Source organism: Streptomyces sp. NPDC051976 (assembly GCF_040680795.1).
Classification (GTDB): Bacteria; Actinomycetota; Actinomycetes; order Streptomycetales; family Streptomycetaceae; genus Actinacidiphila.
In genome coordinates this window covers 25710-49871 of sequence record NZ_JBFAXL010000015.1, presented here as the reverse complement: position 1 = coordinate 49871, position 24162 = coordinate 25710, and the positions used below count along the sequence as shown (strand labels likewise).

Genomic DNA, 24162 nt, shown 5'->3' with positions numbered 1-24162 from the left:
AAGCCGACGCTACGATCCCGGGAAAATAACCGTCAAGAGGTGGAACATCGCCACTAATTGTTCCTTTGAACGGCGGAAAAGATCAATGTCCATCGCAGGCCACGCGTGCCGCCGCCCGCCCCGGCCGAGTAGCGCAGCGTTCCGTGGCATTGACACGCAGTATTCCGATGATTGTCATGAGCATATGAAATCGTCGGTGATCAGCCGCCTCGTGCAGGCGGCTCCGTGTCAGAAGGAGAGTCAACGACGTGCCGGACCCCGCCCTCCCCGATGCCCCGCAGGGCTCGCACGACCGGCCGCCGCAGAGCGCACAACCCGGGCCGGCTTGTGAGGCGGGACGCGAGACGGCGGCCCAGGAGGCGCTCCGGCATCTGCGGGAGAGGAGGGGGCTGTTGGTGTACGGGCCCGCGGGCATCGGCAAGTCGACGCTCATGTCGACGGTGGCAACTGGGCTGCGGGAGACGGGAGTCACCGTGCTGCGGTGCGCGCCCGCGCGCGAGGACGCCGAGTTGCCGTATCTCGGACTGATCGACCTCTTCGCCCGGGTGCCCGACGCGGTGATCGCCGAACTGCCGTCCCGGCCGCGCGACGCCCTGCTGACCGCGCTGGCGCAGGGTGCGGGCCCGGCGGGGCGGCCCGACCGGCTCATGGTGCGGGTCGCGGTCCTCGACACGCTGCGCAGGCTGGCTGCCGGTGCGCCGGTACTGCTGCTCCTCGACGGTGTGCAGTGGCTGGACGAACCCAGTGCCGATGTCCTGGCGTTCGTGGCCAGGCGTGTGGACGAGGTCGACATCCGGATCGCCGTGACACGGAGGGTCGTTGAGGGGGAGCGGCCCGAGCGCGCCGACTGGTATCCGCCGGACATCGCCGAGTTGGCCGTACCGCCCCTGCCCGACGACGACATCGTCCGGCTGCTGCTCGCCGCGGGGCTGCGGCTGCCGCCGCGGGTGTTGCGGACGGTACTGAGGACGGCCGCCGGGAACCCTTTCTACGCGGTGGAGTTGGCCCGGTGCGCACCTGCGGAGAGCGTGTCGGCGGAAGGCGGCGGCTTCCCGCCGGTGCCTGTCGGGCTGCGCGACCTGGCTCTGGAAGGCGCCGGGGTCCTGTCCACGGACGCACGCCACGCCCTGCTCGTGGCGTGCGTCGCGGCCCGCCCGACCCTGCCGCTGCTGCGGGCGGCAGGCGTACCCGCGGCGGAGGCCGCACTGGCCGAGGCGGCGCGGGCGGGTCTGATCCGGGCGGACGCCGAACAGCCGGTACGCTTCCGGCACCCGCTGGTACGCGCGGCACTCCTCACCGAGGCGACGGAGAACGAACGGCGCGCCGCACACGCCCGGTTGGCCACCGCGGTGACCGAACCTGGCGAGGCGGCACGCCATCTGGCGCTGACTCGCCCGGGCGAGGACGCCGCCACCGCCTCGGCCGTGATGGCCGCCGCGCATGCCGCCCGCGCGAGCGGCGATCCGGGCGCCGCTGTGGAACTCGCGGAACTCGCTCTGAGCAGGACCCCCGCGCACCCTCGGGCCGTCCACGACCAGCGTCTTCTGGAAGTGTCGGACTTCGCCTGCGATGCCGGGTGGTGGGAGGAGTCCAGGCGGGCCGCGCGCGCGGTGCTCGTGCGGTCGGACTCCGCCCGGAGCCGGGTACGGGCCCGGTTGGTGCTGCTGCGAGGCGCCGGTCAGGCACTACGGGACCATGCCGCGCTCATCGAGGACGGGTTGCGCGACGCCACCGGCGCACCGGAACTGGAGGCGCCGCTCTACCACTGGGCGGCGGTGCGCGGGCTGCTGACCGGCGCACTGGAGGAGGCGGCCTGGCACGCCCGGCGCTCCGAGCAGTGTGCGGCACGCGCGGGGGACAACGGCATGCGGATCGCCGCACTGTCCACGCTGGCACGGGTGCGGTCGCTCGCCGGTGAAGCGGCGGGCGCCGATGCGGCGTTGGCGCGGGCTGTGGCCCTCGCGGACGACGGCCCCCGGAGCCGGGAGCTGAGGCGGATGCGGGCGGTGCTGGCCATGGAGTCCGACCGGGTCGCCGACGCCCGCCGTGAACTGGGCGAACTCCTCCTGGACGGTGCCGAGTCCGACGGTGTGGAGTCGACGGTGGCTTCCCTGGTCGCCCTCACCCGGGCCCAAGTGCGCGCCGGGGCCTGCCGGGAGGCGCTGGGCACCGCGGCCCGCTGCTCCCGTGTCGCCGCGGAGGCGGGCATGCGATCGGCTCCCGCGCTGTACGCGTCGGCACTCGCGCAGGCGTTCGGCGGCACCGCGGCCGAGGCGCGGCGTCTGGCCGTCCGCGCGGTGAGCGCGTCGCGGGAGGACGGGGACCAGCTCTTCCTGCTGCGGTCCCTGGCGGTACTCGGGCAGATCGGCCTGTTCAGCGGCGACCCGGTGCAGGTGGCCGAGGGCGTGGAGTCGCTGCGGCACGTGGTCGGCATCGGCGTCTCGATGGGCGCGGCCGACCCCGCCCTGCTCGGCTGGTACGCCGATCTCGCGGAGGCGCTGGTGGCACTCGGCGAGACCGGCGCCGCCGCCGACGTACTCCAGACCGCGCGTGGGCGCGCCGGGCTGCTACCGGACAGCGTCCTAGCCGCGCTGGACCGGGCCGAGGGGCTCAGGGCCGCGGCGGAGGGTCGGCTCGCCGAAGGCGCGGAGCTCCTGCGGTCCTCGGCCGAGCGGTTGCGCCCGCTGGACCTGCCGACGGACCTGGCACGGACCCTGACCGCGCTCGGCACGGTGGAACGCCGGGCACGCCACCGTACGACAGCCAGAACCGTACTCGCGGAAGCGCGGCAACTGGCCGTGGACGGTGGCGCGCTGCCGCTCGCGGAGCGTGCCGGGGCCGAACTCGCCCGTGTCGACGGGACGGCCGGCGGGCTCGCCGTCACCGCACTGACCCCGGCCGAGGCCAGGATCACCGAACTCGTCCGCGGGGGAGCGACCAACCGTGAGGTCGCCGCCCAACTCTTCATCAGCGTCAAGACAGTTGAGGGCACGCTGTCCCGGCTGTACCGCAGATTCGGGGTGCGCTCGCGGACGGCGTTGGCGCACGTCCTGGGATCCGTACCTCGGGTGTCCCAGGAAACACACCATTAACAACAGGCGCAAGGGTTCCCCCGCTTATGGCGCTTCCTCCCGCTCCCTAGCGTGGATCCGGCCCGAACAACCCGGTGCCCCGAGAGATCAGGCCCGCTGATCCGGACCCGAACACGGGACCGGACCCCCCATGGAGGACCTTCGTGACCCTACGTCTGAAACTGCTGGCCGCTGCCGCCACCCCGGCCCTGCTGCTGGCGGCCGTCCCCGCCGCGTTCGCCGCCGCCCAGCCGGACACCGCCCGCGTCGCGCTCTCCGGCGACGTGCTCACCGGTCTGCACACTGACGCCGTACGCACCGGTGCCGTCGCCGACTCCCACCGCATATCCGTGGCGGTCAGCCTGACACCCCGCGACGCCAAGGCGCTCCGCACCTTCGTCGCCCAGGTCAGCAACCCCGCATCGGCCTCCTACGGGCACTATCTGACGAAGGCCCAATTCGCGGCGCGCTTCGGCCGCAGCGACGCCGACGTCAAGAAGGTCACCGACTACCTGCGCTCCCACGGGCTCACGGTCGGCGCCGTGCACTCCGGCAACCTGCTCATCGACGCCAGCGGCACCGCCACCCAGCTGGAGAAGGCGTTCGGCACCACGCTGTCGACATGGAAGGACAACGCCTCGGGCCGCACCTTCTACGCCAACGACGCCGCGCCCTCACTGCCCGGCTCCCTCGGCGCCCTGGTCAGCGACATCTCAGGACTCAACAGCCGCAACCAGCTCCACCACCAGGCGCCCGCCACCGTCACCCCGCACAACGGCCCCGGCGGCGGCTACACCCCGGCCCAGATCAAGGGCGGCTACAACGTCTCGGGCAGTTACACCGGCAGCGGCCAGCAGATCGCCCTGCTGGAGTTCGACGGCTTCCAGCAGTCGAACATCACCGCGTACGACAGCCACTACGGCCTCGGCTCCCCGGCCCCCACCGTGCACAAGGTCAGCGGCGGCTCCGGCCCGCTCGGCGACGGCCAGGTCGAGGTCGAGCTGGACATCGAGGTGCTCAACGCCATCGCCCCGGCCGCGAAGGTCACCGTCTTCGAGGGACCCAACTCCGACGCGGGCGAGGTCGACACCTACCAGGCGATCGTGGACAGCGGCATCCCCGTGACGTCCATCAGCTGGGGCCTGGCCGAGTCGGGGCGGACCAGCTCCAACATCAGCGCGGTCGACGCCGTCTTCCAGCAGGGCGCCGCCGAGGGCCTGAGCTTCTTCGCGGCCTCCGGTGACAGCGGCTCCGACGACGCGGGCGACGGCGGCACCTCCGTCGACTACCCGGCCAGCGACCCGTATGTCACCGGCGTCGGCGGCACCACCCTGACCGTCACGTCCGGCAACGCCTGGAGCCGCGAGACCGCCTGGTCCGGCGGCGGTGGCGGCAAGTCCAGTGTGTTCACCATCCCGACCTGGCAGACGCCCGTACAGAAGAGCCAGGGCGGCGGCAAGCGCCAGGTCCCCGACGTCGCGGCGCTGGCCAACCCCTCGCCCGGCGTGTCCATCTACTCGCAGGGCAGCTGGGGCCGAGTGGGCGGCACCAGCGCGGCGGCGCCCGAGTGGGCCGCCTTCGCCGCCCTCTACAACCAGCAGGCCACCGCGGCGGGCAAGGCCAAGCTCGGCTTCGCCAACCCCGCCCTGTACAAGGCGAACGGCACCGGCTTCCACGACATCACCAGTGGCAGCAACGGCGCCTACTCCGCCGCCACGGGCTGGGACTTCACCACGGGCTGGGGGTCGTACAACGCCGCCACACTCGCGGCGAAGCTGCTGACCCAGTGAGCTGATCCGGCCCCCGCGGCCGGAAGCCCACGGACCGGGGCCCGGGTACGCGCGACGCGTACCCGGGCCCCGGCGTGAGCGGACCGAAGCGGGTCAGGAGGTCCAGCCCATGGTGTTGTACTGCCAGTCGCCGAGGCCGGAGGCACCGAAGTTGGCCAGGCCCTTGCGGACGGCGATGATCTGCGGGCGCTGGTACAGCTCGATGGAGTGCACCTGCTCCCAGATCAGCGCGTCCGCCTGGTTGTAGAGGGCGTCGGACGCGGTCTGGTCGGTGGTCGCCGCGGCCTGGTCGAGCAGATGCTGGATCTGCGGGGTGGAGACCCGCCCGTAGTTGCCGTAGACCTGGGAGCCGCTGGGGGCCTGGAAGGTCGAGTACAGCAGGGTGTGGAAGATCGCGTCGACGTTGCGGAAGCTGACCAGGTCGAAGGCGCCGGTGTTGACGTACTTGGTGAAGTAGTCGTCGGACGGGACCGTCTGGATCTTCACCCCGATGCCCGCCGCGCCGAGCTGCGCCTGCACGAGCTGCGCCTGGTCGGTGGCCGACGAGCTGGAACCGGCGCTGAGCACGTACTGGAGCGTGAGCGACCTGCCGTCCTTGGTGCGCGGCTTGCCCGCCCCGTTGTCCTTCCAGCCGGCCGCGTCGAGGAGCTTCTTGGCCCCCGCGAGGTCGTACGTGCCCCACTTGCCGCTGTTGTCCTTGTAGCCCTGCTGGTTGGGCATGAAGAAGTGGTTGTTCAGCGGCTTGACCGGGAAGGGCAGGTCCTTGGAGAAGGACGCGAGGATGCCCTGGCGGTCGATGGCGAGGTCCACGGCCTGCCGTACGGCGAGGTCCTGCAGCGGGCCGCGGGCGCCGTTGAGGGTGATGTGCACCTCGTCCCACCGGGCACCGCTCCTGATGTCGGTGCCGGGCGCCTTCACCAGCCGCTTGTAGTCCTCGGGCTGGATGGCGGGGGCGTAGTCGATCTCCTTGTTGAGATACGCGTCGGTGAAGGCCGAGGCGTCCATCGCCCGGTAGATGATCGCGTCCAGCTTCGGCTTGGCGCCCCACCAGTGCGGGTCGGGCACGGTGGTGATGGTCTGCGCGGTCTTGTCATACGAGCTGATCTTCCAGGAGTTGCCGGTGACCGGGACCTTCTCCAGCCAGCCCTTGTTGAACAGCTCGGGCGTCGCGATCGTCGGGGCGGGCAGCAGCGGACGGAAGAGCCGCTTCCAGTCCGCGTACGGCTTGCCGAAGGTGATCTTCACCTGCTGGTCGTCGGTGCCGCGGGTGACGGCGGAGATCTGGTCGTAGCCGCTGGTGTCGGCGACGAGGTACCGGTCGTCCTTGCCGTTGAGCGCCTTCCACTGGGTGGCGAAGTCCTGCCAGCCCAACTGCCTGCCGTCGGACCACCTGGCCTTCGGGTTGAGTGTGTACGTCACCACCTGCGGGTTGGTGGAGGTGACGGTGGCCGAGACCAGGAAGTCCTTGTCGAGCTGGGAGACGCCCTGCGCGTCGTAGGTGAACAGGCTCGGCTCGACCTGGGCGACGATGCTCTGGCCGTCACCTTGCGTGCCGTCCACCTGGTAGAAGTTCCACTGCGTCACCCACTGCTGGATCTCGGTCTTGAAGGTGCCGCCCTGCTTGACCTTGCTCGCCGGCTGCGGGTTGATCTGCTGCGAACCGACCGCGGGCGCCGCGGAGTTCGTCCCCGGCGCCGGCTTGCCGTCCTTGTCGCCGGAGGAGCCGCTGCACCCCGCTATCAGCATGGCGGCCGACAGGGCCACGGCGACCGCGGCGGGGGGTCTGCGCAACGTCCTGGCAGATCTGCTGAACGTCCTGGACAAGGTGGACATGGCGGTCCCTCCGGTTGGCGAGCACAGCACGGCAGCACCGGACGCCCCACAGGACACGGTGCTGCGCGCAGAGGCTAAACCGCACCGCAGACCACCTGCGCCTCATTGGCCAGTCTGACATGCTCTCTTCACAGAGTTGCAACATGTGGACCGGAAGATCGTCGGTGACCCCGGAGAGAGGACCCGCATTGCTCGCGTATCTGGTCAGGCGGCTGGGCTATTACGCGGTCCTGCTGCTGGCGGCCGTCTGTCTGTCGTACGCGCTGGCCGCCACCGCGCTCCAGCCGAGGGCGTACTTCGAAGCCCGGCAGCCACCGCCGCGACCCGCCGCGGTCGACGCCCAGCTCACCGCGCTCGGCATCAACGACCACACACCCCTGTACGACCGCTTCGGCCACTGGGCCGCGCACGCGGCACGCGGCGACCTGGGGCGGACCATCGACGACACGTCCGTCAACGACGAGTTCGGCCGCCGAGTAGGGGTCAGCCTGCGGCTGCTGGTGGCCGGCACCGTGGTCGGCACGGTGGTGGGCATCCTGGCCGGGGCGTGGACCGCGGTGCGCCAGTACCGGCTCTCCGACCGTCTGGTGACGCTCGGTTCGTTCCTGCTGCTGTCCACGCCGGTGTTCCTGCTCGCCGTGCTGCTCAAGATCGGCGCGATCAAGCTCAACCAGACGCTGGGCACCGACCTCATCCAGTTCACCGGCGAGAAGACCCCCGGGCTGCAAGGCGGTTGGTTCGCGCACCTCAAGGACCGGGCGGTGCACCTGCTGCTGCCGAGCCTGTCCATCGGGCTGATCACCATCGCCACCTACAGCCGCTACCAGCGCAGCACCATGCTCGACGTCCTCGGCTCCGACTATCTGCGCACCGCGCAGGCCAAGGGCCTCACCCGCCGCAAGGCGCTGCTCACCCACGGGCTGCGCACCGCGCTCATCCCGATGTCGACCTTCTTCTCCTACAACTTCCTCGCCGTCTTCACCGGAGCCATCTTCACCGAGGCGATCTTCGGCTGGCACGGCATGGGGGAGTGGCTGGTCGCCTCGATCGGCAAGAACGACGTCAACTCGGTGGTCGCGGTCAGTTCCTTCGCGGCCGTCGTCGTCCTGCTGTCCGGCTTCGTCGCGGACCTGCTGCACGCCGCGCTCGATCCGCGCATCCGCCACTCCTGACAGGGATCCCACCACACCGCCATGGCAACCACACCTGAAGCCCTGCTCGCCGGGGCCGCCTCGGACGAGGGCCTGGTCGCCCGCCCGCCGAGCCGGACCCGCGTCGTCCTGCGCCGCTTCCTCGCCCACCGCACCGCCGTCGCCGGACTGGCCGTGGTGGCGCTGCTGTTCGTGCTCGCCTTCGCGGGACCGCATCTGACGCGGTGGGGCTACAGCGACATCGACTACACCGCGCTGCGCTCCGCACCCTCCGCCCGGCACTGGTGGGGCACCAACCGGATCGGCCAGGACGTCTTCGCGCAGACCGTACGCGGACTCCAGAAGTCACTCATCATCGGCCTGCTGGTGGGAACGGCCGCGACCGCCGGGGCCGCCGTCGTCGGATCGTGCGCGGGCTACTTCGGCGGCTGGACCGACCGGCTGCTCACCTTCGCCACCGATCTGCTGCTGATCTTCCCCAGCTTCCTGGTGATCTCCGTGATCTCGCCCCGCCTCAAGGGCGGCGGCTGGCTGGTGTTCGCCCTGCTGCTGGCCCTGTTCGCCTGGATGGTCACGGCCCGGGTGGTGCGCTCGATGGCGATCTCCCTGCGGGAGCGTGAATTCGTCCGCGCCGCGCGCTACATGGGAGTCGGACCGTTGAGGATCATCGCCCGGCACATCGTGCCCAATGTGGCGTCCTTCCTCATCATCGACGCCACCATCGCGGTGGGCACGGCGGTGATGAGCGAGACCGCGCTGTCCTACTTCGGATTCGGCGTACAGCCACCGGATGTGTCGCTGGGCACCCTGATCGCCGACGGCACCACCGCCGCGCTCACGTACCCCTGGATGTTCTTCTTCGCCGCCGGGCTGCTGGTGGTCTTCGTGCTCGCGGTGAACCTGGTCGGCGACGGGCTGCGCGACGCCATCGACCCGACGTCCGAGCGGGGCGGCGCCGCCCGCCGCGGAGCCAGGCGGCGCGGAGCCGCGGGGCGCGGGGCCGGGTGGCGTGGGGCCGGGTGGCCGTTGGCTGTGGGTCTCGGGCTGGTGCGGCGCGGTGGAAAGGCGGCGAAGTGAGCGGCCCTGCAAGGGAATTGTCCACCCTCGCGACGTCCGGCACCCCGGGTGACCCCGTCCTGGAAGTGCGCGGCCTCACCGTCGACTTCGGTACAGCGTCGGCCGTACGCGGCGTCGACCTCGTCCTGCACCGCGGTGAAGTGCTCGGTCTGGTCGGCGAGTCGGGCTCCGGCAAGTCCGTGACCGCGCTCGCCGCGATGGGGCTGCTGCCCGCGACCGCGGACGTACGCGGCTCCGTACGCCTGGACGGCACGGAGTTGGTGGGTGCGTCGGACACCGCCCTGTCCCGCGTGCGCGGCAACCGCATCGCGATGGTCTTCCAGGACCCGTTGTCGGCCTTCACCCCGGTCTACCGCATCGGCGACCAGATCGTCGAAGCCCTCCGCACCCACCAGGACCTCTCGCGTGAGCGGGCGGCCGAGCGGGCGGTCGAACTCCTCGACCTGGTCGGCATACCCGAGCCCCGCGTGCGGGCCGCGGCCTTCCCGCACGAGTTCTCCGGCGGCATGCGGCAGCGCGCGATGATCGCGATGGCCGTCGCCAACAACCCCGACGTCCTGCTCGCCGACGAACCCACCACCGCGCTCGACGTGACCGTACAGGCCCAGGTGCTCGACGTGCTGCGCACCGCACAGCGCGAGACCGGCGCCTCCCTGCTGCTGGTCAGCCACGACCTCGGGGTCATCGCGGGCATGGCGGACCGGGTCGCGGTGATGTACGCGGGCCGGATCGTCGAAACCGCCCCGGCGGACGCGCTGTTCGCCCGGCCGCGGATGCCGTACACGCTCGGCCTGATCGGTGCCGTGCCCCGGCTGGACATCGGCGCGCAAGGACGGCCGGAGCCGCTGGTGCCGATCCCCGGCTCCCCGCCCGCCCCGGGCACGCAGCCGCCCGGCTGCGCCTTCGCCCCGCGCTGCCCGTTGGCCGAGGACCGCTGCCGGACGGCGGAACCCGGTCTCACGGCGACCGGTGACGGCTCGCACCGCGCGGCATGCGTGCGGGCCGACGAGGTCAGCGGGCTCCGACCCCTCGACGTCTTCCCCCTGCCGGGCGCGGGACGCCCCGCCGAGCGGGACGAACGAGCGGCCGTACGTCCCGAGGCGTCCGAGGTGCTGCGGGTCGCCGGTCTGACCAAGACCTTCCCGCTGCTCCAAGGGGCGCTGTTCAAACGGCGGGTCGGCTCGGTGCACGCCGTGGACGGCGTGGACCTCGACATCAGGGCCGGTGAAGTCCTCGGCCTGGTCGGAGAGTCGGGCTCGGGCAAGTCCACCACCCTCTTCGAGATCCTGGAGCTGAAGCCCCCCGAGCGCGGCAGCGTCGAAGTACTCGGCCACGCCGTCGGCACCCTCACCCGGCACACCGCGCACACCCTGCGCGCCCAGGTGCAGATCGTCTTCCAGGACCCGATGGCCAGCCTCGACCCGCGGCTGCCGGTCGGCGACATCATCGCCGAGCCGCTGCGCGCCCAGCGCGCCGACCGCACTCGGATCGCCCGCCGGATACCGGAACTGCTCCGCCAGGTCGGCCTCGACCCCGCCCACGCGGACCGCTTCCCGCACGAGTTCTCCGGCGGGCAGCGGCAGCGTATCGCCATCGCCCGCGCGCTCGCGGTCGATCCCCGGCTGCTGATCCTCGACGAACCGGTGTCCGCACTCGACGTCTCCGTGCAGGCGGGCATCCTCAACCTGCTGTCGCGGCTGCGGGCCGAACTGGGCCTGTCCTACCTCTTCGTGTCGCACGACCTGTCCGTGGTCCGGCACATCGCCGACCGGGTGAGCGTGATGTACCTCGGCCGCACCGTCGAGGCGGGCCCCGTCGGCCAGGTGTTCGCCCGCCCGCTGCACCCCTACACCCAGGCCCTGCTCTCCGCCGTCCCCGTACCCGACCCGGAACGGGAGCGCGCCCGCGCCCGCATCCTCCTGCCCGGCGACCCGCCGAGCCCCACCCGGCGGTTCTCCGGCTGCCCCTTCCGCTCCCGCTGCTTCCTCTTCGACTCTCTCGACCCCCCGGAGGCCAAGCGCTGCACCACCGAGACCCCGCCCCTGGTGGAGCGCGCGGACGACCATGTCGCGGCGTGCCACTACCCGGCCGAACGCGCCGTGTGGTGACCGTCATGCGTCCGTTCAGGTGGACGTCCGATGGAGTGAACCACTCGCCCGCCACGTCACGCCGTCCTGACGCGCTCCGACGCACTTGATACGCCTATAGCTGCTGCGTCTCGTGGGCAGTCCAGGCAGCACCGGCCCGGGCTCACCCCGCACCGAGAGCAGTCACCCGGGGACGGGGCCGTGACCTACATGGTTCGCCACAGGAAAGGACGTGCTGTGCACGCAGGAATGCAGCTCGCGCTCAGTTCGGAAGTACGAGAGGACATCATCTGGTACTCGATCATCGCGGTGATCTTTGTGGCTGGCTGGATCTTCGCGGTTCGCAGCAACTAGGGCTGATGCGTTGCGGGAAGTGCCCCCGCATTCCGGGCAATGGCTCGGTGCGGGGGCGTGGCGGCAGGTGGGTGCGGCCTGGTGACCGGGCGGGCATACTCGGCGTATGGGGAAGAAGCGTCACGCGGATGTGGTGATCGTTCCGGATGTCGTGGGGATGACGGTTGAGGACGCTCGGCGGGTCGCTCACAAGGCGGGGCTGGCGCTGGCCCAGCCGGACCCGGACGGCCCGCCGCTGAGGGCGTTGACCTGGCCGGGCATGTGGTGGATCACCGTGCAGGACCCCGCGCCGGGGAGCGAGTTGTATCGGTGGGACAGCGTCGTCGTCCGTTTCCAGGGCGCGGACGCCGGTGGCACGACCGGGGTGCGAGAGCCGCGACGGCCTCTCCCGGACCCGGGTGTGCTTTCCGCTGACAAGACGCCGCAGGGCGACTCCTTGTAGGACGTCGGTGTGTGCGACGTGACCGGTCCCTGATGAGCGCTGCGAGCCGTGGCGCCCGCGACTGGCGAGGCAGTGGCGTGAGACGCTCTCGTACCAGGAAGCGTTCTGCCCGAGGGCGGCGCGGGAAAACCGGCCGGTGGCTGGGACCACCGGCCGGCGAACCTCCGCCGAAACGCCTCGCGGACGAGGTGACAGCGAGGGTGGCGCGGGTCGTCGTCCTGAGCCACCCTCTGTCACGTGGCCGCGGTCACGGCACCTGTTCCGGGGCGCTGGTGATCGCGTCCAGCAGCTTCTCCGCGTTGTCCACCGTCCACGTGCCAAGCCGCACATAGGGTCGGCGCTGCATATCGGTGACGGGCAGGATCTGCCGCACCTGGTCCTTGGGCAGACCCAGTTCGGCCAGGCGCTCCCGGAGCTGCCTCACGGCGTCGTGCTGGCGGCGGCTCCCGCCCGTGCCATCCTCCGGGGCGTCGCGCGGGCTCTGCGACTGCGGTTGTACGGCGCCGCTGTGGTTCATGTCGTCTCGCCCTCTGTTTGTGCCGTCCCGGCCCCGGGCCTGTCAGCTGCGGGGGTTTCTGGTGTCCGCGTCGCAGAACGGACACTTCATGACGCTACGAGGGCGGTGTGCGCGGCTGCGAGCATTGTGCAGATTGGTGCACTCAAAGTCACCCGAAGATTGAGGTTCTGCAGGCGCTCTTGACCTCCCTACCCATCCAGGTGACTGTGTTGCACACAACTGCACTTCGGAAATGAGAGGCTGACATGCCGTTACAGTTCATCGGAATCGACCCGGAAACCGGCGACAAAGCCAGTCCCACGGTGTGGGTCGATCAGGGGAGGGGCGAACTGGTCCTCCAGGGCTGGAAGCCCGACGGCGGACTCGAAGCGGAGTTCGCGGCCTTCGAGGTTCCCGGGCACGCCGTCGGCATCCCCGAGAGTGAGGCGGTGATCCGAATCCCCGCGAGGATGGTGCACATGATCAGGGAGGCGTGCGATGCCGTCGAGCGTGCCGACCTTCGATGAACTGATGGCGGGCTGCACACGCTCGGCGGTGCACCTGGAGATGCGCGACGCCTACGCCGTCGACAACGAGAAGGGTCCCTTCGCCGACTGGAAGGCGGGCGTGCGGCTCGATCCCGCCGACCGCGCTTCCTGGTGGCGCCCGTGGCTCGACCTCATCACTTCGACCGTCGCGCGCGGAGTCGTCGTGCGGCGGACCCGCATCGTGTCCGAGCCGGTGAGCGACTACATCCGGTACGAGCACTCCGGAACCTTCACCAACGTGGCGGCAGGTGAGCACGTGCGGTGGCTGCCGCGCCGCCTGGCATCGGGCATCGCCCTGCCCGGAAACGACTTCTGGCTCTTCGACGGGACATGGGTCCACTGGAATCACTTCACCGGAGACGGGCAGTGGGCCGGTGAAGAAGTGACGGACGATCCAGCAGCCGCCAAGCTGTGCGCCGGTGCTTTCGAGGCCGCATGGGACCTCGGAACTCCGCACGACCAGTACCGAATCCGCTAGCACCCCTCCCACATGGGCAGGTCAGCGCATGTCAGCATCCCCGTCCTCGTCCGCCCAGGCTGCTCGCGAAACCGTCGCCCGGCGGCTGCGCGAAATGCGGAAGACGACGGGGCTGACGGTAGCCCAACTGGCCGCCCTGTGCGGATGGCACCACGCAAAGACCAGCCGTATCGAGAACGCGAGGACCGCCCCGTCCGCTCTGGACATACGGCGCTGGACCCAGGCGTGCGGTCGACCGGCTGAAGCCGACGACCTGATAGCGCAGTCCCTCAGCGCGGAGTCCATGTACAGGGAGTGGCGCGAGCAAGTTGCGTGCGGATTGCGGCAGTTGCAGGGCGCGGTGACGGATCTGTTTCGGGACACGGCGCTGTTCCGCGTGTACTCGTCCACCATGGTTCCGGGCCTTCTCCAGACGGAGGGGTACGCTGCGGCGCTGCTGTCGGCGATCGCTGACTTCCGGAAGATCCCTGTCAACGACGGTCCCGAGGCCGCAACCGCACGCGTAGAGCGGTCCGGCATCATCCACCAGCCGGGGCACCGCTTCGTGTTCCTGATCGAGGAGTCGGTGCTGCGCTACCAACTCGGCGACGCCGACGCGATGGCGGCCCAGCTCGGCCATCTGCTGACAGCGGGTGCGCTCCCCTCCGTGTCGCTCGGCATCATCCCTGGATCGCAAGCGGTCCGCCGCATGTGGCCGCAGGAGACGTTCCACGTCTACGACGACCGGATGGTGTCCGTCGAACTGCTGTCCGCCGAGGTGACGATCACGCAGCCGAGCGAAGTGGCCCTCTACGTGACCGCATTCGAGAAGCTGCGGACCATGGCCGTGTACGGCGCCGATGCGCGTGCGCTGGTTGTCAAGGCGATCGACGCACTGTAGGCCCCTGTTGGCGGGGTCCGCCACGGCACCGACCTGGTCGGGTGAACGCGGGCGGTCCCGTCCCTGGCCAGGAGCCGGGTGCGGGAGCGCAGCAAAGTCTCCTGAGCTCCCGCACAGGAGCGCCCCCGGGCCAAGCCCGCCGCTGCGGCGTCACCCTACGGATCGTCCGCAAGGGCCTAGTCGTGGTCGATGCCGCAGCGCTCGAGAGGGAGGTTCGGGGTGTGCTTCCATGTTCAGGTGAATCGACAGGACACGCGAACCGCCGACGCCACCCCCATCTGCCGCGTGCGGCGGCGTGAGGCATCCGACCTCGATGGGTGCGTCGGTGTGCTCGCCGAGGTCCATGACCATGACGGCTACCCGGTCAACTGGCCGGCCCGCCCCGGCGAGTGGCTGACGCAGCCGTCCCTGATCGCGGCCTGGGTGGCTGAGCTCAACGGACGCCTCGTAGGTCACATCGGCCTGTCCCGCAGTTCCCAGGGAGATGTCGCCCCGGTTCTGTGGAGCCGACGCGATGATGTGCCCGTCGGTCAGACCGCGGTGATCAGCCGCCTGTTCGTCTCACCCTCGGCAAGAGGCCACGGCGTCGGAGCTCTTCTGATGGCGCGGGCAGCGCGGGAAGCACAAGAGGGTGGCCTGCATCCAGTCCTCGACGTCGTGGCCTCCGACGTCTCGGCAGCGGCACTGTACGAGCGCCTCGGCTGGAGCCTGCTGGGCACCGTCGACCAGCAATGGAGTCCCACCCAGACGGTGACCGTGCACTGTTACGCGGCGCCCGTGCGGAGCGACACCCACTGACGACCCGTCTGCTGTGAAGATCACCCGTCAGCGGGTCATCCGATGAAGCTCACCGTTTCTGTCATGTCAGCCCGCCCGGTAAGCGGTTGTGGCGCGCCTTCCCTCTCGAATCCCACCGAGACACCGCAGAACAGCACGAGTCCGCTGTCAGCTCCGACGATGTGGCTGACGGTCTCGCGATACATCGTCCACATCACCTGCGGGCAGCTGTGCAACCCTTCCGCCCGCAACAACAGCATGACCGTCTGCAGGTACATCCCCGCGTCCGCCCACTGTCCGGGTCCCATCGTCCGGTCGAGGTAGCAGAAGAGGACGACCGGCGCCCCGAACGCCTCCGAGTTCAAGGCGGCGATCTTCATAGGCCGGGCGGGGTCGTCGCGCTCGATTCCCAGTGCCGCGTACCGCTGGGCGGCCGCGGCGGCAAAACGGTCCAGGTAGATTGAGGCCAGTTCGGCCGGGTACATCGGATACTCCCGCTCATCACCCGGGTCTCCCGCCAGTGCCCTGGCCGTCGCACGCCTCTTCAGCTCGGCCAAAGGCTCGCCGGCCACGACATACACATGCCACGGCTGGAGGTTTCCACTCGACGGAGCCCGCGTCGCCGCTGCCAGCACTCGCTCGAGTACTTCTCTGGCTACCGGCTCATCGCTGAACGTCCGCACAGCCCTGCGACTGTGCACGGCCTCATACACATCCACGTCGTCTCGTCCTCTCACTCCAGGCGGGCAGCGAAGACACGGGAATGATCGTCGCACCCGGAGTGCGAGGCTCCGTCGCCGGCGCCCACCTCCTAACCAGGGCCCGGCATCCGGCTGAGCGGTGAGAGTTGAGTGGGGCGGCGGCCGCCGGAACCCGGGTGCGTCAACCGCCCCGGCACATCGAGCTGACGCCATACCGGGGCGGAGGCGGCCGTTCGCGGCATCTGAGCATGTTGGGTATCGCTGGTCAGGAAGCTGCCCCAGGAAGCACGGCGTTGATCGCGGTAGGTTTTCTTGAGCCAGTGGGCGACCTTGCCGACGGCTATCGGCACCGACATGTGACCGGCCGGGGTGCTGACCTCAGCCCTCGGACAGCGGCTACTTGGGGCCGCTGCCGCTGCCGGTGTTGCGCTTGTCGCGGACGTAGATGGCCGCCGACTTGCCACCGCCGGGAGTGCGGCGGTCCAGTTCGAACAGGGTGGTGGCGGCCAGGAGGTCACTGAGCTTGGTGTAGCCGTAGGTGCGGGAGTCGAAGTCGGAGCGCTGCTTGGTGATGATGTGGCCGACGTTGGCGAGGTGGGCCCAGCCGTCGTCGTCGGAGGCTGCCTCCACCGCGTGGCGGAGCAGGTTGACCAGCGCGGCGTCGCCCTTCAGCTTGGCTGCGGTGTCGCGGGCCGTCGGCTTGGCCTCGGCCGGGACGGTGGCGCTCTTGAGGTTCTCGACGTAGATGAACTTGTCGCATGCCGCGACGAACGGCTTGGGCGTCTTGCGTTCGCCGAAGCCGTACACCGTCAGGCCGGACTCCCGGATGCGGGCGGCGAGGCGGGTGAAGTCGCTGTCGCTGGAGACGATGCAGAACCCGTCGAAGCGCCCCGAGTACAGCAGGTCCATGGCGTCGATGACCATCGCGGAGTCGGTGGCGTTCTTCCCGGTGGTGTAGGCGAACTGCTGGATCGGCTGGATCGACTGGGTGAGCAGTTCGTCCTTCCAGCCCTTCAGTTGGGTGCCTGTCCAGTCCCCGTAGGCCCGCTTGACGTGCGCTGTCCCGTACTTGGCGACCTCCGCCAACAACTCCTGGACGGCCGAGGGCTTGGCGTTGTCGGCGTCGATCAGTACCGCCAGTTTCGCAGTGTTCTCCACGGCACTGGACCGTAGCGCAGGTGACGCCGAAGACACAGCCAGGACTCACCGACCGGGCTGCTCGCCCGGATCGCGGAGAAGTACACCGCGTGGCGCTCCTTGCCGCCGCCGGATGACTATTTCGCCGGTAGGCCGGCGGCGAAGTCACGCCCGTGGTCGATCCATGCGCCGAGCGTGGTGTCGTCGGCGAGCGCGCTGTTCGTGACGGTGACCCACCCGCGCATCGGCCGGCCGGAGAAGTCGAAGAGCCGTGCGCCGGGCCGGGCCAGTGCGGCGTCGGTGGCGTCGGGGCCGACGCGGACGATCAGCTCGTCACCGATGACGCCGACCGCCATGTTCCCGTGGACGAGGAACGACAGGCCGCCGAACATCCGCTTCTCGGTCAGTGCCGATTCCGCGCCCACATGCTCACGGATGCGCTGAGCGAGTCCTTCGTCGTATGCCATGCGAAGCCTCAGAACGTGGGGTAAGTGACGTACTGCCGCTCTCCGTAGTCAATCACCGCGGAACCGGTACCGCCGCTGCCGTTAGCCCATCACGCCCCATCGTTCACACCCCGTCGCGCATCCGCCGTGGTTCCGTGGCGGACGAGAGCGACGAAGCGCCGGTCCGGAGCCGTCCATGTGCAGGCTGGTGTCCAGCCGGCGGGCTTGCTGTGACGAAGCAGTGCGCGGGGGCCCACGCGCGCCCAGGGGAAGGCATCGCCGTGCGGGCCGTTGCCGTCGTCAAGATGCACCTCGACGTGTTCGTCGAGGTCGTCGTGCAGGCCGGGTGGGGCCGTTTCCACGAGGAGGGTCCCGGAGGGTCGGACGATCTGGGCCATGCGGTCGAGCAGGGCAGCCGGGTTGCCGCCGATGCCGATGTTGCCGTCCACGAGGAGCGCGGTGTCCCAGCGGCCTTCGTCCGGCAGCGGATCGAAGACCGAGCGCACCATGGCGGGGCCGCCCGTGCGGGCGGCGCACCGTACCGCCTCTGGGCTGATGTCGATGCCCAGGGCTCGGTGTCCTCGGGCGGCGAGCGTGCGCACGAGCCGGCCCGGCCCGCAGCCGACGTCGAGTACCGCTCCGCGGCATCGCGCCAGCACGGTGAGGTCGGCGCCGTCGGGCTCGGCACACCAGCGCTGGACATCGAGCGGCAGCAGCCATCCGGCTGTGCTGCGGAGGAAGAGCGGTCCGCGACCGGTTCGCAGGGCCCGCGTGTACGGATCGGCCTCCCAGCACAGAGGGCGTTCGCTTGTGGCCCGCCTGGTGGGTACGGCCGTGGTGGGCGCGGGGGCCCTCACCGCGCCCCGGCTTTCGTCAGTTGGCCCAGTACCGCGGCGAAGCGGCTGTCGGGTGCCTCGGCCGCGACCACGCCCGCGTCGTAGGCGGTGTCCACGTCCCGCAGCAGGGGGAGATCGCGCACGGTGAGACCCGCGTGGGTGAGCCGCTCGCGTTGCAGGCGCCCTGTGTCGGCGGTCGACATCGGTACGCCTCGCAGCAGCGCCGGGTCCGGTACGGCCATGCCCAGCGCCCAGAATCCGCCGTCGACGGCGGGGCCGAACCAGGCGGAGCACTGGTCCCAGGCGTGCGGAGCGAGGGCGGGCCGCAGATGTTCGGGGGTGACCTGGGGTGTGTCCATGCCGAGCAGCACCGCGGGTCCATGGCACTGGCCGAACGCACAGGCCAGTCGCTCGTCGAGTCCGCCGGTTGCCTGGGGTACGACCTCGAACCCTGGTGGCAGCCAGGGGCCGGGGGCGCCGTCCAGGACGAGTACCCGGCGGTGCGCGGGAGCTGCCAGGGCGGTGGCCAGCGTGTCGGCGAGGGCGGCCTCGGCGAGCCGCGCGGCCTCCCGCGGGGAGAAGTGGGGGGTGAGCCGTGTTTTGACCCGTCCGGGTACGGGCTCCTTGGCGATCACCAGCAAGGTGGTCATCGCGTGCCCGCCGCGGCCTGGAGGGCGTCTGGGTCGGTGGCCGGTACGGCGAGGACACGGCGCATGTCTCGTACGGCCTGCCAGGTGCCACGCCATGTGCCGGTGACTTTGGACTTTCCCGTCCGCGGCCGGTACGGCACGTCCCGTTCGGTGACGCGCCAGCCCGCGTCGGCTGCCCGTACGACCATCTCCAGCGGGTAGCCGCTGCGGCGGTCGGTGAGACCGAGACCGAGCAGAGCCTCGCGCCGGGCCGCACGCAGCGGGCCCAGGTCGTGCAGGCGCAAGCCCGTCCTGCGGTGCAGCATCCTGGTGAGCGCCAGGTTGCCGGCGCGCGCGTGCGGTGGCCACGCCCCGGCTCCCTCGGGCCGGCGCCGTCCGAGCACGAGATCGCTCTCTCCGGCGGCCACTTGGCGGACGAAGGCGGGCAGCAGCCCCGGGTCGAGCGAGGCGTCGCAGTCGCAGAAGCAGACGAACTCGGCCTGCGCGGCGAGCAGTCCGGCGTGGCACGCGGCGCCGAAGCCGCGCCGCGACTCGTGCACGACTGTCGCACCAAGGGCGGCGGCGAGCGTGGCCGAGCCGTCCGTCGAACCGTTGTCGACGACGATCGCCCGCCACCCGGCGGGCAGCCGCCCGAGGACCCAGGGCAGCGCCAGCGCCTCGTCGAGGCAGGGGAGAACGACATCGGCAGTCATGGGGGTCACGTCGGTCACGTCCATCGCGGGGTTCCTGAAGCTCGGTGATGCGGAGGGTGAGGTAGGGGACGCGGCCGAGTGCGGGCCGCGACCCTGCTCAGGGAACGGGGACGGCCCGCTGTTCGGCCTTCGCGAACTCGGCCACGCCCGCGCTGAATTCGACCTCGGGGCGCCATCCCAGTTCGCTGCGCAGCCGTTCGGACGACGCCGTGATGTGCCGTACGTCGCCCAGCCGGTACTCACCGGTGACCAGCGGCGCCGGTCCGCCGTGCGCGGCGGCGAGCGTCGTCGCCATCTCGCCGATGGTGTGCGGCGTGCCGCTGCCGGTGTTGAAGGCGCGGAACGCCCCTGCTTCGCCGTCCGGCAGCGCCGCCAAGGCAACCGCGTTCGCCGCGGCGACATCTCGTACGTGCACGAAATCACGTCGCTGGGCGCCGTCTTCGAAGACCCGCGGCGCCTCGCCGCGGGCCAGCGAGGAACGGAAGAACGAGGCCACTCCCGCGTACGGGGTGTCACGCGGCATGCGTGGCCCGTAGACGTTGTGGTAGCGAAGGGCGGTGGCCCGGCCCCCGGTGGCGCGCGCCCAGGCCGCCGCCAGGTGCTCCTGGGCGAGCTTGGTCGCCGCGTACACGTTGCGTGGATCGGTGCGCGCTTCCTCGTCGACCAGGCCGGGGGTGAGTTCGGCGCCGCAGCGTGGGCAGGGCGGCTCGAAGCGGCCCGCGGTCAGATCGGCGACGGTGCGCGGTCCCGGGGCCACAGGTCCGTGCCGGACGCAGTCGTAGCGGCCTTCGCCGTACACCACCATCGATCCGGCCAGGACCAGGTTCCGGACGCGTGCCTCGGCCATGGCCGCCAGCAAGGTGGCGGTGCCCACGTCGTTGCAGTCCACATAGGCGGGGGCGTCGGCGAAGTCCTTGCCCAGGCCGACCATGGCCGCCTGGTGGCACACCGCGTCCACGCCGCGCAGCGCGTGCGTGACGGCGTCGGTGTCTCGCACGTCGGCGTGGATCCATTCCGCCTCCGGACGTGGTGGCGCGACCGCGTGGGCGGAGGGCAGCAGGGCGTCGAGGACGACGGGTTCGTGGCCGCGGGCGGTGAGGGCGGTGACGATGTGCGAGCCGATGAAGCCCGCGCCGCCTGTGACAAGTACGCGCATGGCGCCGACCTTAGGGTCTGGTGGGGCGGTGGAGGCGTTGCATGGGCAGGGCGCCACAGATTCGTAAGAACCTGTCATCTCGGCCGATGTGACGGTCGGCCCGTCCGCTTGTGCGATGAGCCGGTGGTCCTGGTCCTGGCCCGCCACTGCCGTACGGTGAACAGGACCGCGGACGCGGCGAACACCACCGCGGTGATCAGCAGCCAGCGCCCCAGGAAGACATCCGGGTCGAGGGCGGTGGACACCTCGTACGGCGTCTTGGAGTCCTGGAACACCAGAGGCCAGTACACCAGCAGGAGCAGCAGGGACAGGAACGCCGGGAACCGGAGGTGGTTGAGCACCGCGGTCCGGGTGTCGCGCCGCTTCGTCGGCGGTGGTACGGGACGTCCGGCCCGCAGCGCCCGGTTCGTCATCCAGTCGGTCCCGGCGTACAGCGGCACCAGCACCAGGTCGTGCACGAGGGCCGCTCCCACGAACCACTTGGTGACCTCGAACCAGTTGGTGTCCAGCAGGCGCACCGCGGCGTAGGCGGACACCGCGAGACAGACGACAAGCACGAGCAGGTGCCACGGCGACTCCCCGTACAGCTTGCGGAAGCGGGCGAGGAGTGTGCGGCCCCGTGCCCGCGACGCGATGGATCCCTCTGCCTGCGGCGGTTCTTCCGGCTCGGGAGTGTCGGTCATGTCTGAGCCCCGAACGTGGTGGCGCCGAAGGTGAGTTGCCGCACCCACTTGGTGTTCATCACGCCGGGCGCGTCGGGAACGATGACGCGGGCCGGATAGCCGTGGTCATGGGAGAGTTCCGCGCCGTTGACGCGCAGCGCGAGCAGCGAACGCCCGTCGCGGACCTGGTTGTCGCGCAGTGCGACGGCCCGGAAGGAACCGGACCGCTGCAGCGACTCCACGAACACGCCGGGCGGATCACTCTCGTGGCCGACGAGCTTGGCCAGATCGGCCAGGCGCACGCCTTCCCAGTCCTGGTTCTCCGTTGACCAGCCCTCCACGCAGGCGATGGGCAGGGCTGAGCGGTGCTGCGGGAGTTGGCGCACCTGTGCCAGGGACAGCGAGACCTGCCTGCCGTCGCCCTTGACGACGAGCCGCCAGCCGTCGCCCACGTCCTGGGCGCTGATGTGGGCATAGGAGGCGGTCTTGTTGATCGGGAAGCCGTTGGGTCCCGAACCCGGATCGCGGCCGTGCGGCGCGAGCAGCGCCGTCTGCCGCAGCGATCCGCCGATGCTCTGGCCCGCCGTCACCGCGAAGAGGGCCAGCGAGCCGAGCCCCACCATGCCCAGGGCTCCGCGCCGCGACATGGTCGGCTCGGCAGGATGGTCGGGCACCAGGCCGGTGACGTCCGGGGACTCCGGCCGCGTACGGGATCTCGCTGTGCGGAGTTCGGCGCGGAGGTCGCGGCCGCGCAGCGCTGTCCACATGCGGCGCAGGCGCAGGGCGACATGTGCGGTGAACGCGCCGAAGAACACCCATGCGCCGTAGAAGTGCAGAGGATAGAACGATCCCGGGAAGATATAGTCCAGTTGTACGTTGAGAATTCCGGTGAGGAATTCGAACAGGGCGCCACCGACCAGCAGGATCAGGGAAAGCCGGTCCAGCGCGTGCCCGAGGGAGCGTACCGGCGGCAGGGCGAAGAGCCTGGGCACGACCGACCACAGCTTGGCCAGCAGCACCGGCACGAGCACGATGCCCAGCGTGACGTGCACGCCCTGGTTGACGCGGTAGAGCCAGTACGGATGGGTCGGCCACGAGAAGAGGTAGAAGCCCAGCAGGCCCTTCTTCGGGGTCTTGTCGTTGATTGACGACAGATCGGGATTGTATGCGGCGTAGGACAGCAGTCCTGTGAGGAAGAGCAGGGGAATACCGCAGAGCAACACCACCCCGAACACCGACGTCAGCCAGGGGCCGCGCAGTGGGCTGCGCCATGGACTGAGGGGAAGGCGGGTGGGCACTTTCATGACCGGGACACTAGAACGCTCCGGAGCTGTTATCCCCAAGCGACATGTGACGAAATTCTGACGTCACTGAGTGTGCACGGTATTCCGGCACCGGCCGTGCCTAATCTGGTCGCGTGACCCTCACGCCCTCCCCACTGCACCTCCCTGGCGCCGATACGGGCGACCGGACCGACCCGCTCGCCAGCCGGCGCGGCGACCTGGTTGCCGCAGGTGCCGGGCTGCTGCTCTTCGCGGTCGTCGCAGTCGTCGGCGTGCTCGTCGACCGGCACACCCACGCGATCCTCGTGTCCTGGCCGCCGCTCGCGGCGCACTGGGATCCGCACATCGGGGTCGGCACTCCGGCCGCACTGACGGTCGCCGCACTGGTCATCGCCTACGGTCCGGCGCTGGCAGCACGTCTGCCGTGGAAGGCGCTCCTGTTCTCCGCATGGGCGACGGCCATGGCCTGGACATGGTCACTGGCGCTGGTGGACGGCTGGCAGACCGGTGTCGCCCACCGTTTGACCACATGGGGCGAATACGTGCACGGGGTGGGCCGCTTCCGGGACGTCGGTGCCACCTTGCGGGACTTCACCCACCACATCCTCATCACGTCACCCCACCCCTGGGAGACGCATATCGCCGGCCACCCCGCCGGAGCCGTACTGACCTTCGTCGGGCTCGACCGCCTGGGACTCGGGGGCGGTGCCTGGGCGGCCGTCTTCTGCATCACCGCCGGCAGCTCGTTCGCCATGGCCGCGCTGGTGACACTGCGCACCCTGGCGAGCGAGCGGCAAGCGCGGGCTGCGGCGCCTTTCCTCGTCCTCGCGCCCGGCGCCGTCTGGGTCGGCGTGTCAGCCGACGGGTACTTCGCCGCGGTGTCCGCGTGGGGTGTCGCCCTGCTGGCCGTCTCCGCCACCCGGACATCAGGTCGGCGCGCCGCCGTCGCGGGCCTGGGCAGCGGCCTGTTGTTCGGCGCGGCGGTGTACCTCTCCTACGGCCTCGTCCTCATGGCGGTCCCCGCCCTCGCGGTACTCCTCAGCACACGGAACGTCCGCCCCCTGCCGTACGTGCTGGCCGGGTTCGCGGTGGTCGCCGTGGGCTTCACGGTGGCCGGATTCAACTGGTGGGAGGCGTACGGCCTGCTCAGGACCCGCTACTACCAGGGCTACGGCGGAACACGTCCCTACGCCTACTGGATGTGGGGAGACCTCGGCGCCGCAGCGGCCGCGGCAGGGCTGGCCTCCTTCGCGGGCCTGCGCCGCACGCTCGTCGCCGCGCCAGGAGCCCTGCGCGGATGGAGGGGCGGCGGCCGCGCACCGCACATGGCCGCGACAGTGCTGCTGCCCTGCGCGTTCCTGCTCGCCATGATCGCCGCGGACCTGTCCGGCATGAGCAAGGCGGAGACCGAACGCATCTGGCTGCCCTTCACTCTGTGGCTGCCCGCGACGGCGGCACTGCTCCCGGCCCGGGACCGTCGCGGCTGGCTGGCCGCACAAGCATCCGTCGCCCTCCTCATCAACCACCTGCTCCTGACGGGGTGGTGACCACACGCCACCCGAGACCGAATTCGCGGGACGATCACTCCGACGGCCGTACCGTTCTGCCCGGTGGC

Annotated in this window: 23 protein-coding genes; 12 read left to right on the top strand and 11 right to left on the bottom strand. The window is 70.6% G+C overall.

Going from position 1 to position 24162, the window contains the following annotated elements:
- The first annotated feature begins 248 nt into the window (after nucleotides 1–248).
- Nucleotides 249–3092, top strand: a complete 2844-nt coding sequence (locus AB0M29_RS17665; RefSeq protein ID WP_365383452.1) for an AAA family ATPase — start codon at nucleotides 249–251, stop codon at nucleotides 3090–3092.
- A gap of 143 nt (nucleotides 3093–3235) precedes the next feature.
- The gene (locus AB0M29_RS17660) at nucleotides 3236–4861 is read left to right on the top strand and encodes a S53 family peptidase (protein ID WP_365383451.1); all 1626 of its coding nucleotides are present in this window, start codon (nucleotides 3236–3238) and stop codon (nucleotides 4859–4861) included.
- Nucleotides 4862–4954: 93 nt separating this feature from the next.
- Here the strand turns inward: AB0M29_RS17660 and AB0M29_RS17655 are convergent, their stop codons facing one another.
- Nucleotides 4955–6694, bottom strand: coding sequence for an ABC transporter family substrate-binding protein (locus tag AB0M29_RS17655; RefSeq protein WP_365383450.1), 1740 nt, complete (start codon nucleotides 6692–6694; stop codon nucleotides 4955–4957).
- Nucleotides 6695–6882: 188 nt separating this feature from the next.
- Here AB0M29_RS17655 and AB0M29_RS17650 point away from each other — a divergent pair, with 188 nt between their 5' ends.
- From AB0M29_RS17650 to AB0M29_RS17630, 5 genes are all read left to right on the top strand, one after another.
- The gene (locus AB0M29_RS17650; protein ID WP_365383611.1) at nucleotides 6883–7866 is read left to right on the top strand and encodes an ABC transporter permease; all 984 of its coding nucleotides are present in this window, start codon (nucleotides 6883–6885) and stop codon (nucleotides 7864–7866) included.
- Nucleotides 7867–7887: 21 nt separating this feature from the next.
- Complete coding sequence (locus AB0M29_RS17645; RefSeq protein WP_365383448.1) at nucleotides 7888–8922, top strand: ABC transporter permease; 1035 nt, start codon at nucleotides 7888–7890, stop codon at nucleotides 8920–8922.
- A gap of 65 nt (nucleotides 8923–8987) precedes the next feature.
- A complete protein-coding gene (locus AB0M29_RS17640) occupies nucleotides 8988–11030 on the top strand; it encodes an ABC transporter ATP-binding protein (protein WP_365383608.1) in 2043 nt (680 codons plus the stop codon).
- A gap of 180 nt (nucleotides 11031–11210) precedes the next feature.
- Nucleotides 11211–11363 carry a hypothetical protein gene (locus AB0M29_RS17635; RefSeq protein WP_365383447.1) on the top strand — a complete coding sequence of 51 codons (153 nt, stop codon included), beginning with the start codon at nucleotides 11211–11213 and terminating at the stop codon, nucleotides 11361–11363.
- 106 nt (nucleotides 11364–11469) lie between these two features.
- Complete coding sequence (locus tag AB0M29_RS17630) at nucleotides 11470–11805, top strand: PASTA domain-containing protein (RefSeq protein ID WP_365383445.1); 336 nt, start codon at nucleotides 11470–11472, stop codon at nucleotides 11803–11805.
- Between the two features lie 247 nt (nucleotides 11806–12052).
- On the opposite strand, the gene AB0M29_RS17625 is transcribed toward AB0M29_RS17630, so the two are convergent.
- The gene (locus AB0M29_RS17625; protein WP_365383443.1) at nucleotides 12053–12322 is read right to left on the bottom strand and encodes a hypothetical protein; all 270 of its coding nucleotides are present in this window, start codon (nucleotides 12320–12322) and stop codon (nucleotides 12053–12055) included.
- A 245-nt stretch (nucleotides 12323–12567) separates the two neighbouring features.
- Here AB0M29_RS17625 and AB0M29_RS17620 point away from each other — a divergent pair, with 245 nt between their 5' ends.
- The 4 genes from AB0M29_RS17620 to AB0M29_RS17605 all read left to right on the top strand — a co-directional run bounded on the left by AB0M29_RS17620 (nucleotide 12568) and on the right by AB0M29_RS17605 (nucleotide 15005).
- Nucleotides 12568–12828: a hypothetical protein gene (locus tag AB0M29_RS17620; protein ID WP_365383442.1), complete on the top strand. Its 261-nt coding sequence runs from the start codon at nucleotides 12568–12570 to the stop codon at nucleotides 12826–12828.
- Nucleotides 12800–13327 carry a DUF6879 family protein gene (locus tag AB0M29_RS17615; protein ID WP_365383440.1) on the top strand — a complete coding sequence of 176 codons (528 nt, stop codon included), beginning with the start codon at nucleotides 12800–12802 and terminating at the stop codon, nucleotides 13325–13327. The genes AB0M29_RS17620 and AB0M29_RS17615 overlap by 29 nt, the downstream gene beginning before the upstream one ends.
- 28 nt (nucleotides 13328–13355) lie before the next feature.
- The gene (locus tag AB0M29_RS17610) at nucleotides 13356–14207 is read left to right on the top strand and encodes a helix-turn-helix transcriptional regulator (RefSeq protein ID WP_365383439.1); all 852 of its coding nucleotides are present in this window, start codon (nucleotides 13356–13358) and stop codon (nucleotides 14205–14207) included.
- Between the two features lie 276 nt (nucleotides 14208–14483).
- The gene (locus AB0M29_RS17605) at nucleotides 14484–15005 is read left to right on the top strand and encodes a GNAT family N-acetyltransferase (protein WP_365383607.1); all 522 of its coding nucleotides are present in this window, start codon (nucleotides 14484–14486) and stop codon (nucleotides 15003–15005) included.
- Nucleotides 15006–15040: 35 nt separating this feature from the next.
- On the opposite strand, the gene AB0M29_RS17600 is transcribed toward AB0M29_RS17605, so the two are convergent.
- From AB0M29_RS17600 to AB0M29_RS17560, 9 genes are all read right to left on the bottom strand, one after another.
- Entirely contained in the window at nucleotides 15041–15703 is a 663-nt protein-coding gene (locus tag AB0M29_RS17600) for a nitroreductase (RefSeq protein ID WP_365383437.1), read from the bottom strand.
- A gap of 378 nt (nucleotides 15704–16081) precedes the next feature.
- Nucleotides 16082–16843, bottom strand: a complete 762-nt coding sequence (locus AB0M29_RS17595) for an NYN domain-containing protein (protein ID WP_365383436.1) — start codon at nucleotides 16841–16843, stop codon at nucleotides 16082–16084.
- 116 nt (nucleotides 16844–16959) lie between these two features.
- On the bottom strand, nucleotides 16960–17289 hold the full coding sequence (locus AB0M29_RS17590) for a TfoX/Sxy family protein (RefSeq protein WP_365383435.1): 330 nt from the start codon (nucleotides 17287–17289) through the stop codon (nucleotides 16960–16962).
- An 89-nt stretch (nucleotides 17290–17378) separates the two neighbouring features.
- The gene (locus tag AB0M29_RS17585) at nucleotides 17379–18065 is read right to left on the bottom strand and encodes a methyltransferase domain-containing protein (protein WP_365383606.1); all 687 of its coding nucleotides are present in this window, start codon (nucleotides 18063–18065) and stop codon (nucleotides 17379–17381) included.
- 56 nt (nucleotides 18066–18121) lie between these two features.
- Nucleotides 18122–18754, bottom strand: coding sequence for a DUF2064 domain-containing protein (locus tag AB0M29_RS17580; protein WP_365383434.1), 633 nt, complete (start codon nucleotides 18752–18754; stop codon nucleotides 18122–18124).
- A complete protein-coding gene (locus AB0M29_RS17575) occupies nucleotides 18751–19470 on the bottom strand; it encodes a glycosyltransferase family 2 protein (protein WP_365383432.1) in 720 nt (239 codons plus the stop codon). Before AB0M29_RS17575 ends, AB0M29_RS17580 begins: the two co-directional genes overlap by 4 nt.
- A gap of 73 nt (nucleotides 19471–19543) precedes the next feature.
- Nucleotides 19544–20602: an NAD-dependent epimerase/dehydratase family protein gene (locus AB0M29_RS17570; protein WP_365383430.1), complete on the bottom strand. Its 1059-nt coding sequence runs from the start codon at nucleotides 20600–20602 to the stop codon at nucleotides 19544–19546.
- A 74-nt stretch (nucleotides 20603–20676) separates the two neighbouring features.
- Complete coding sequence (locus AB0M29_RS17565) at nucleotides 20677–21285, bottom strand: hypothetical protein (RefSeq protein WP_365383428.1); 609 nt, start codon at nucleotides 21283–21285, stop codon at nucleotides 20677–20679.
- Entirely contained in the window at nucleotides 21282–22568 is a 1287-nt protein-coding gene (locus tag AB0M29_RS17560; RefSeq protein WP_365383426.1) for a molybdopterin-dependent oxidoreductase, read from the bottom strand. The genes AB0M29_RS17565 and AB0M29_RS17560 overlap by 4 nt, the downstream gene beginning before the upstream one ends.
- A gap of 134 nt (nucleotides 22569–22702) precedes the next feature.
- On the opposite strand from AB0M29_RS17560, the gene AB0M29_RS17555 reads away from it, so the two are divergent.
- Nucleotides 22703–24094, top strand: coding sequence for a hypothetical protein (locus AB0M29_RS17555; RefSeq protein ID WP_365383604.1), 1392 nt, complete (start codon nucleotides 22703–22705; stop codon nucleotides 24092–24094).
- The last annotated feature ends 68 nt before the right edge of the window (nucleotides 24095–24162 follow it).

Bases quoted from the DNA above. Each gene is read 5' to 3' on its own strand.
- AB0M29_RS17615 (WP_365383440.1), top strand. From the start codon at position 12,800: ATGCCGTCGAGCGTGCCGACCTTCGATGAACTGATGGCGGGCTGCACA.
- AB0M29_RS17570 (WP_365383430.1), bottom strand. From the start codon at position 20,602: ATGCGCGTACTTGTCACAGGCGGCGCGGGCTTCATCGGCTCGCACATC.
- AB0M29_RS17565 (WP_365383428.1), bottom strand. From the start codon at position 21,285: ATGACCGACACTCCCGAGCCGGAAGAACCGCCGCAGGCAGAGGGATCC.
- AB0M29_RS17630 (WP_365383445.1), top strand. From the start codon at position 11,470: ATGGGGAAGAAGCGTCACGCGGATGTGGTGATCGTTCCGGATGTCGTG.
- AB0M29_RS17645 (WP_365383448.1), top strand. From the start codon at position 7,888: ATGGCAACCACACCTGAAGCCCTGCTCGCCGGGGCCGCCTCGGACGAG.
- AB0M29_RS17625 (WP_365383443.1), bottom strand. From the start codon at position 12,322: ATGAACCACAGCGGCGCCGTACAACCGCAGTCGCAGAGCCCGCGCGAC.
- AB0M29_RS17590 (WP_365383435.1), bottom strand. From the start codon at position 17,289: ATGGCATACGACGAAGGACTCGCTCAGCGCATCCGTGAGCATGTGGGC.
- AB0M29_RS17620 (WP_365383442.1), top strand. From the start codon at position 12,568: ATGCCGTTACAGTTCATCGGAATCGACCCGGAAACCGGCGACAAAGCC.
- AB0M29_RS17560 (WP_365383426.1), bottom strand. From the start codon at position 22,568: ATGAAAGTGCCCACCCGCCTTCCCCTCAGTCCATGGCGCAGCCCACTG.
- AB0M29_RS17610 (WP_365383439.1), top strand. From the start codon at position 13,356: ATGTCAGCATCCCCGTCCTCGTCCGCCCAGGCTGCTCGCGAAACCGTC.
- AB0M29_RS17575 (WP_365383432.1), bottom strand. From the start codon at position 19,470: ATGGACGTGACCGACGTGACCCCCATGACTGCCGATGTCGTTCTCCCC.
- AB0M29_RS17655 (WP_365383450.1), bottom strand. From the start codon at position 6,694: ATGTCCACCTTGTCCAGGACGTTCAGCAGATCTGCCAGGACGTTGCGC.
- AB0M29_RS17580 (WP_365383434.1), bottom strand. From the start codon at position 18,754: ATGACCACCTTGCTGGTGATCGCCAAGGAGCCCGTACCCGGACGGGTC.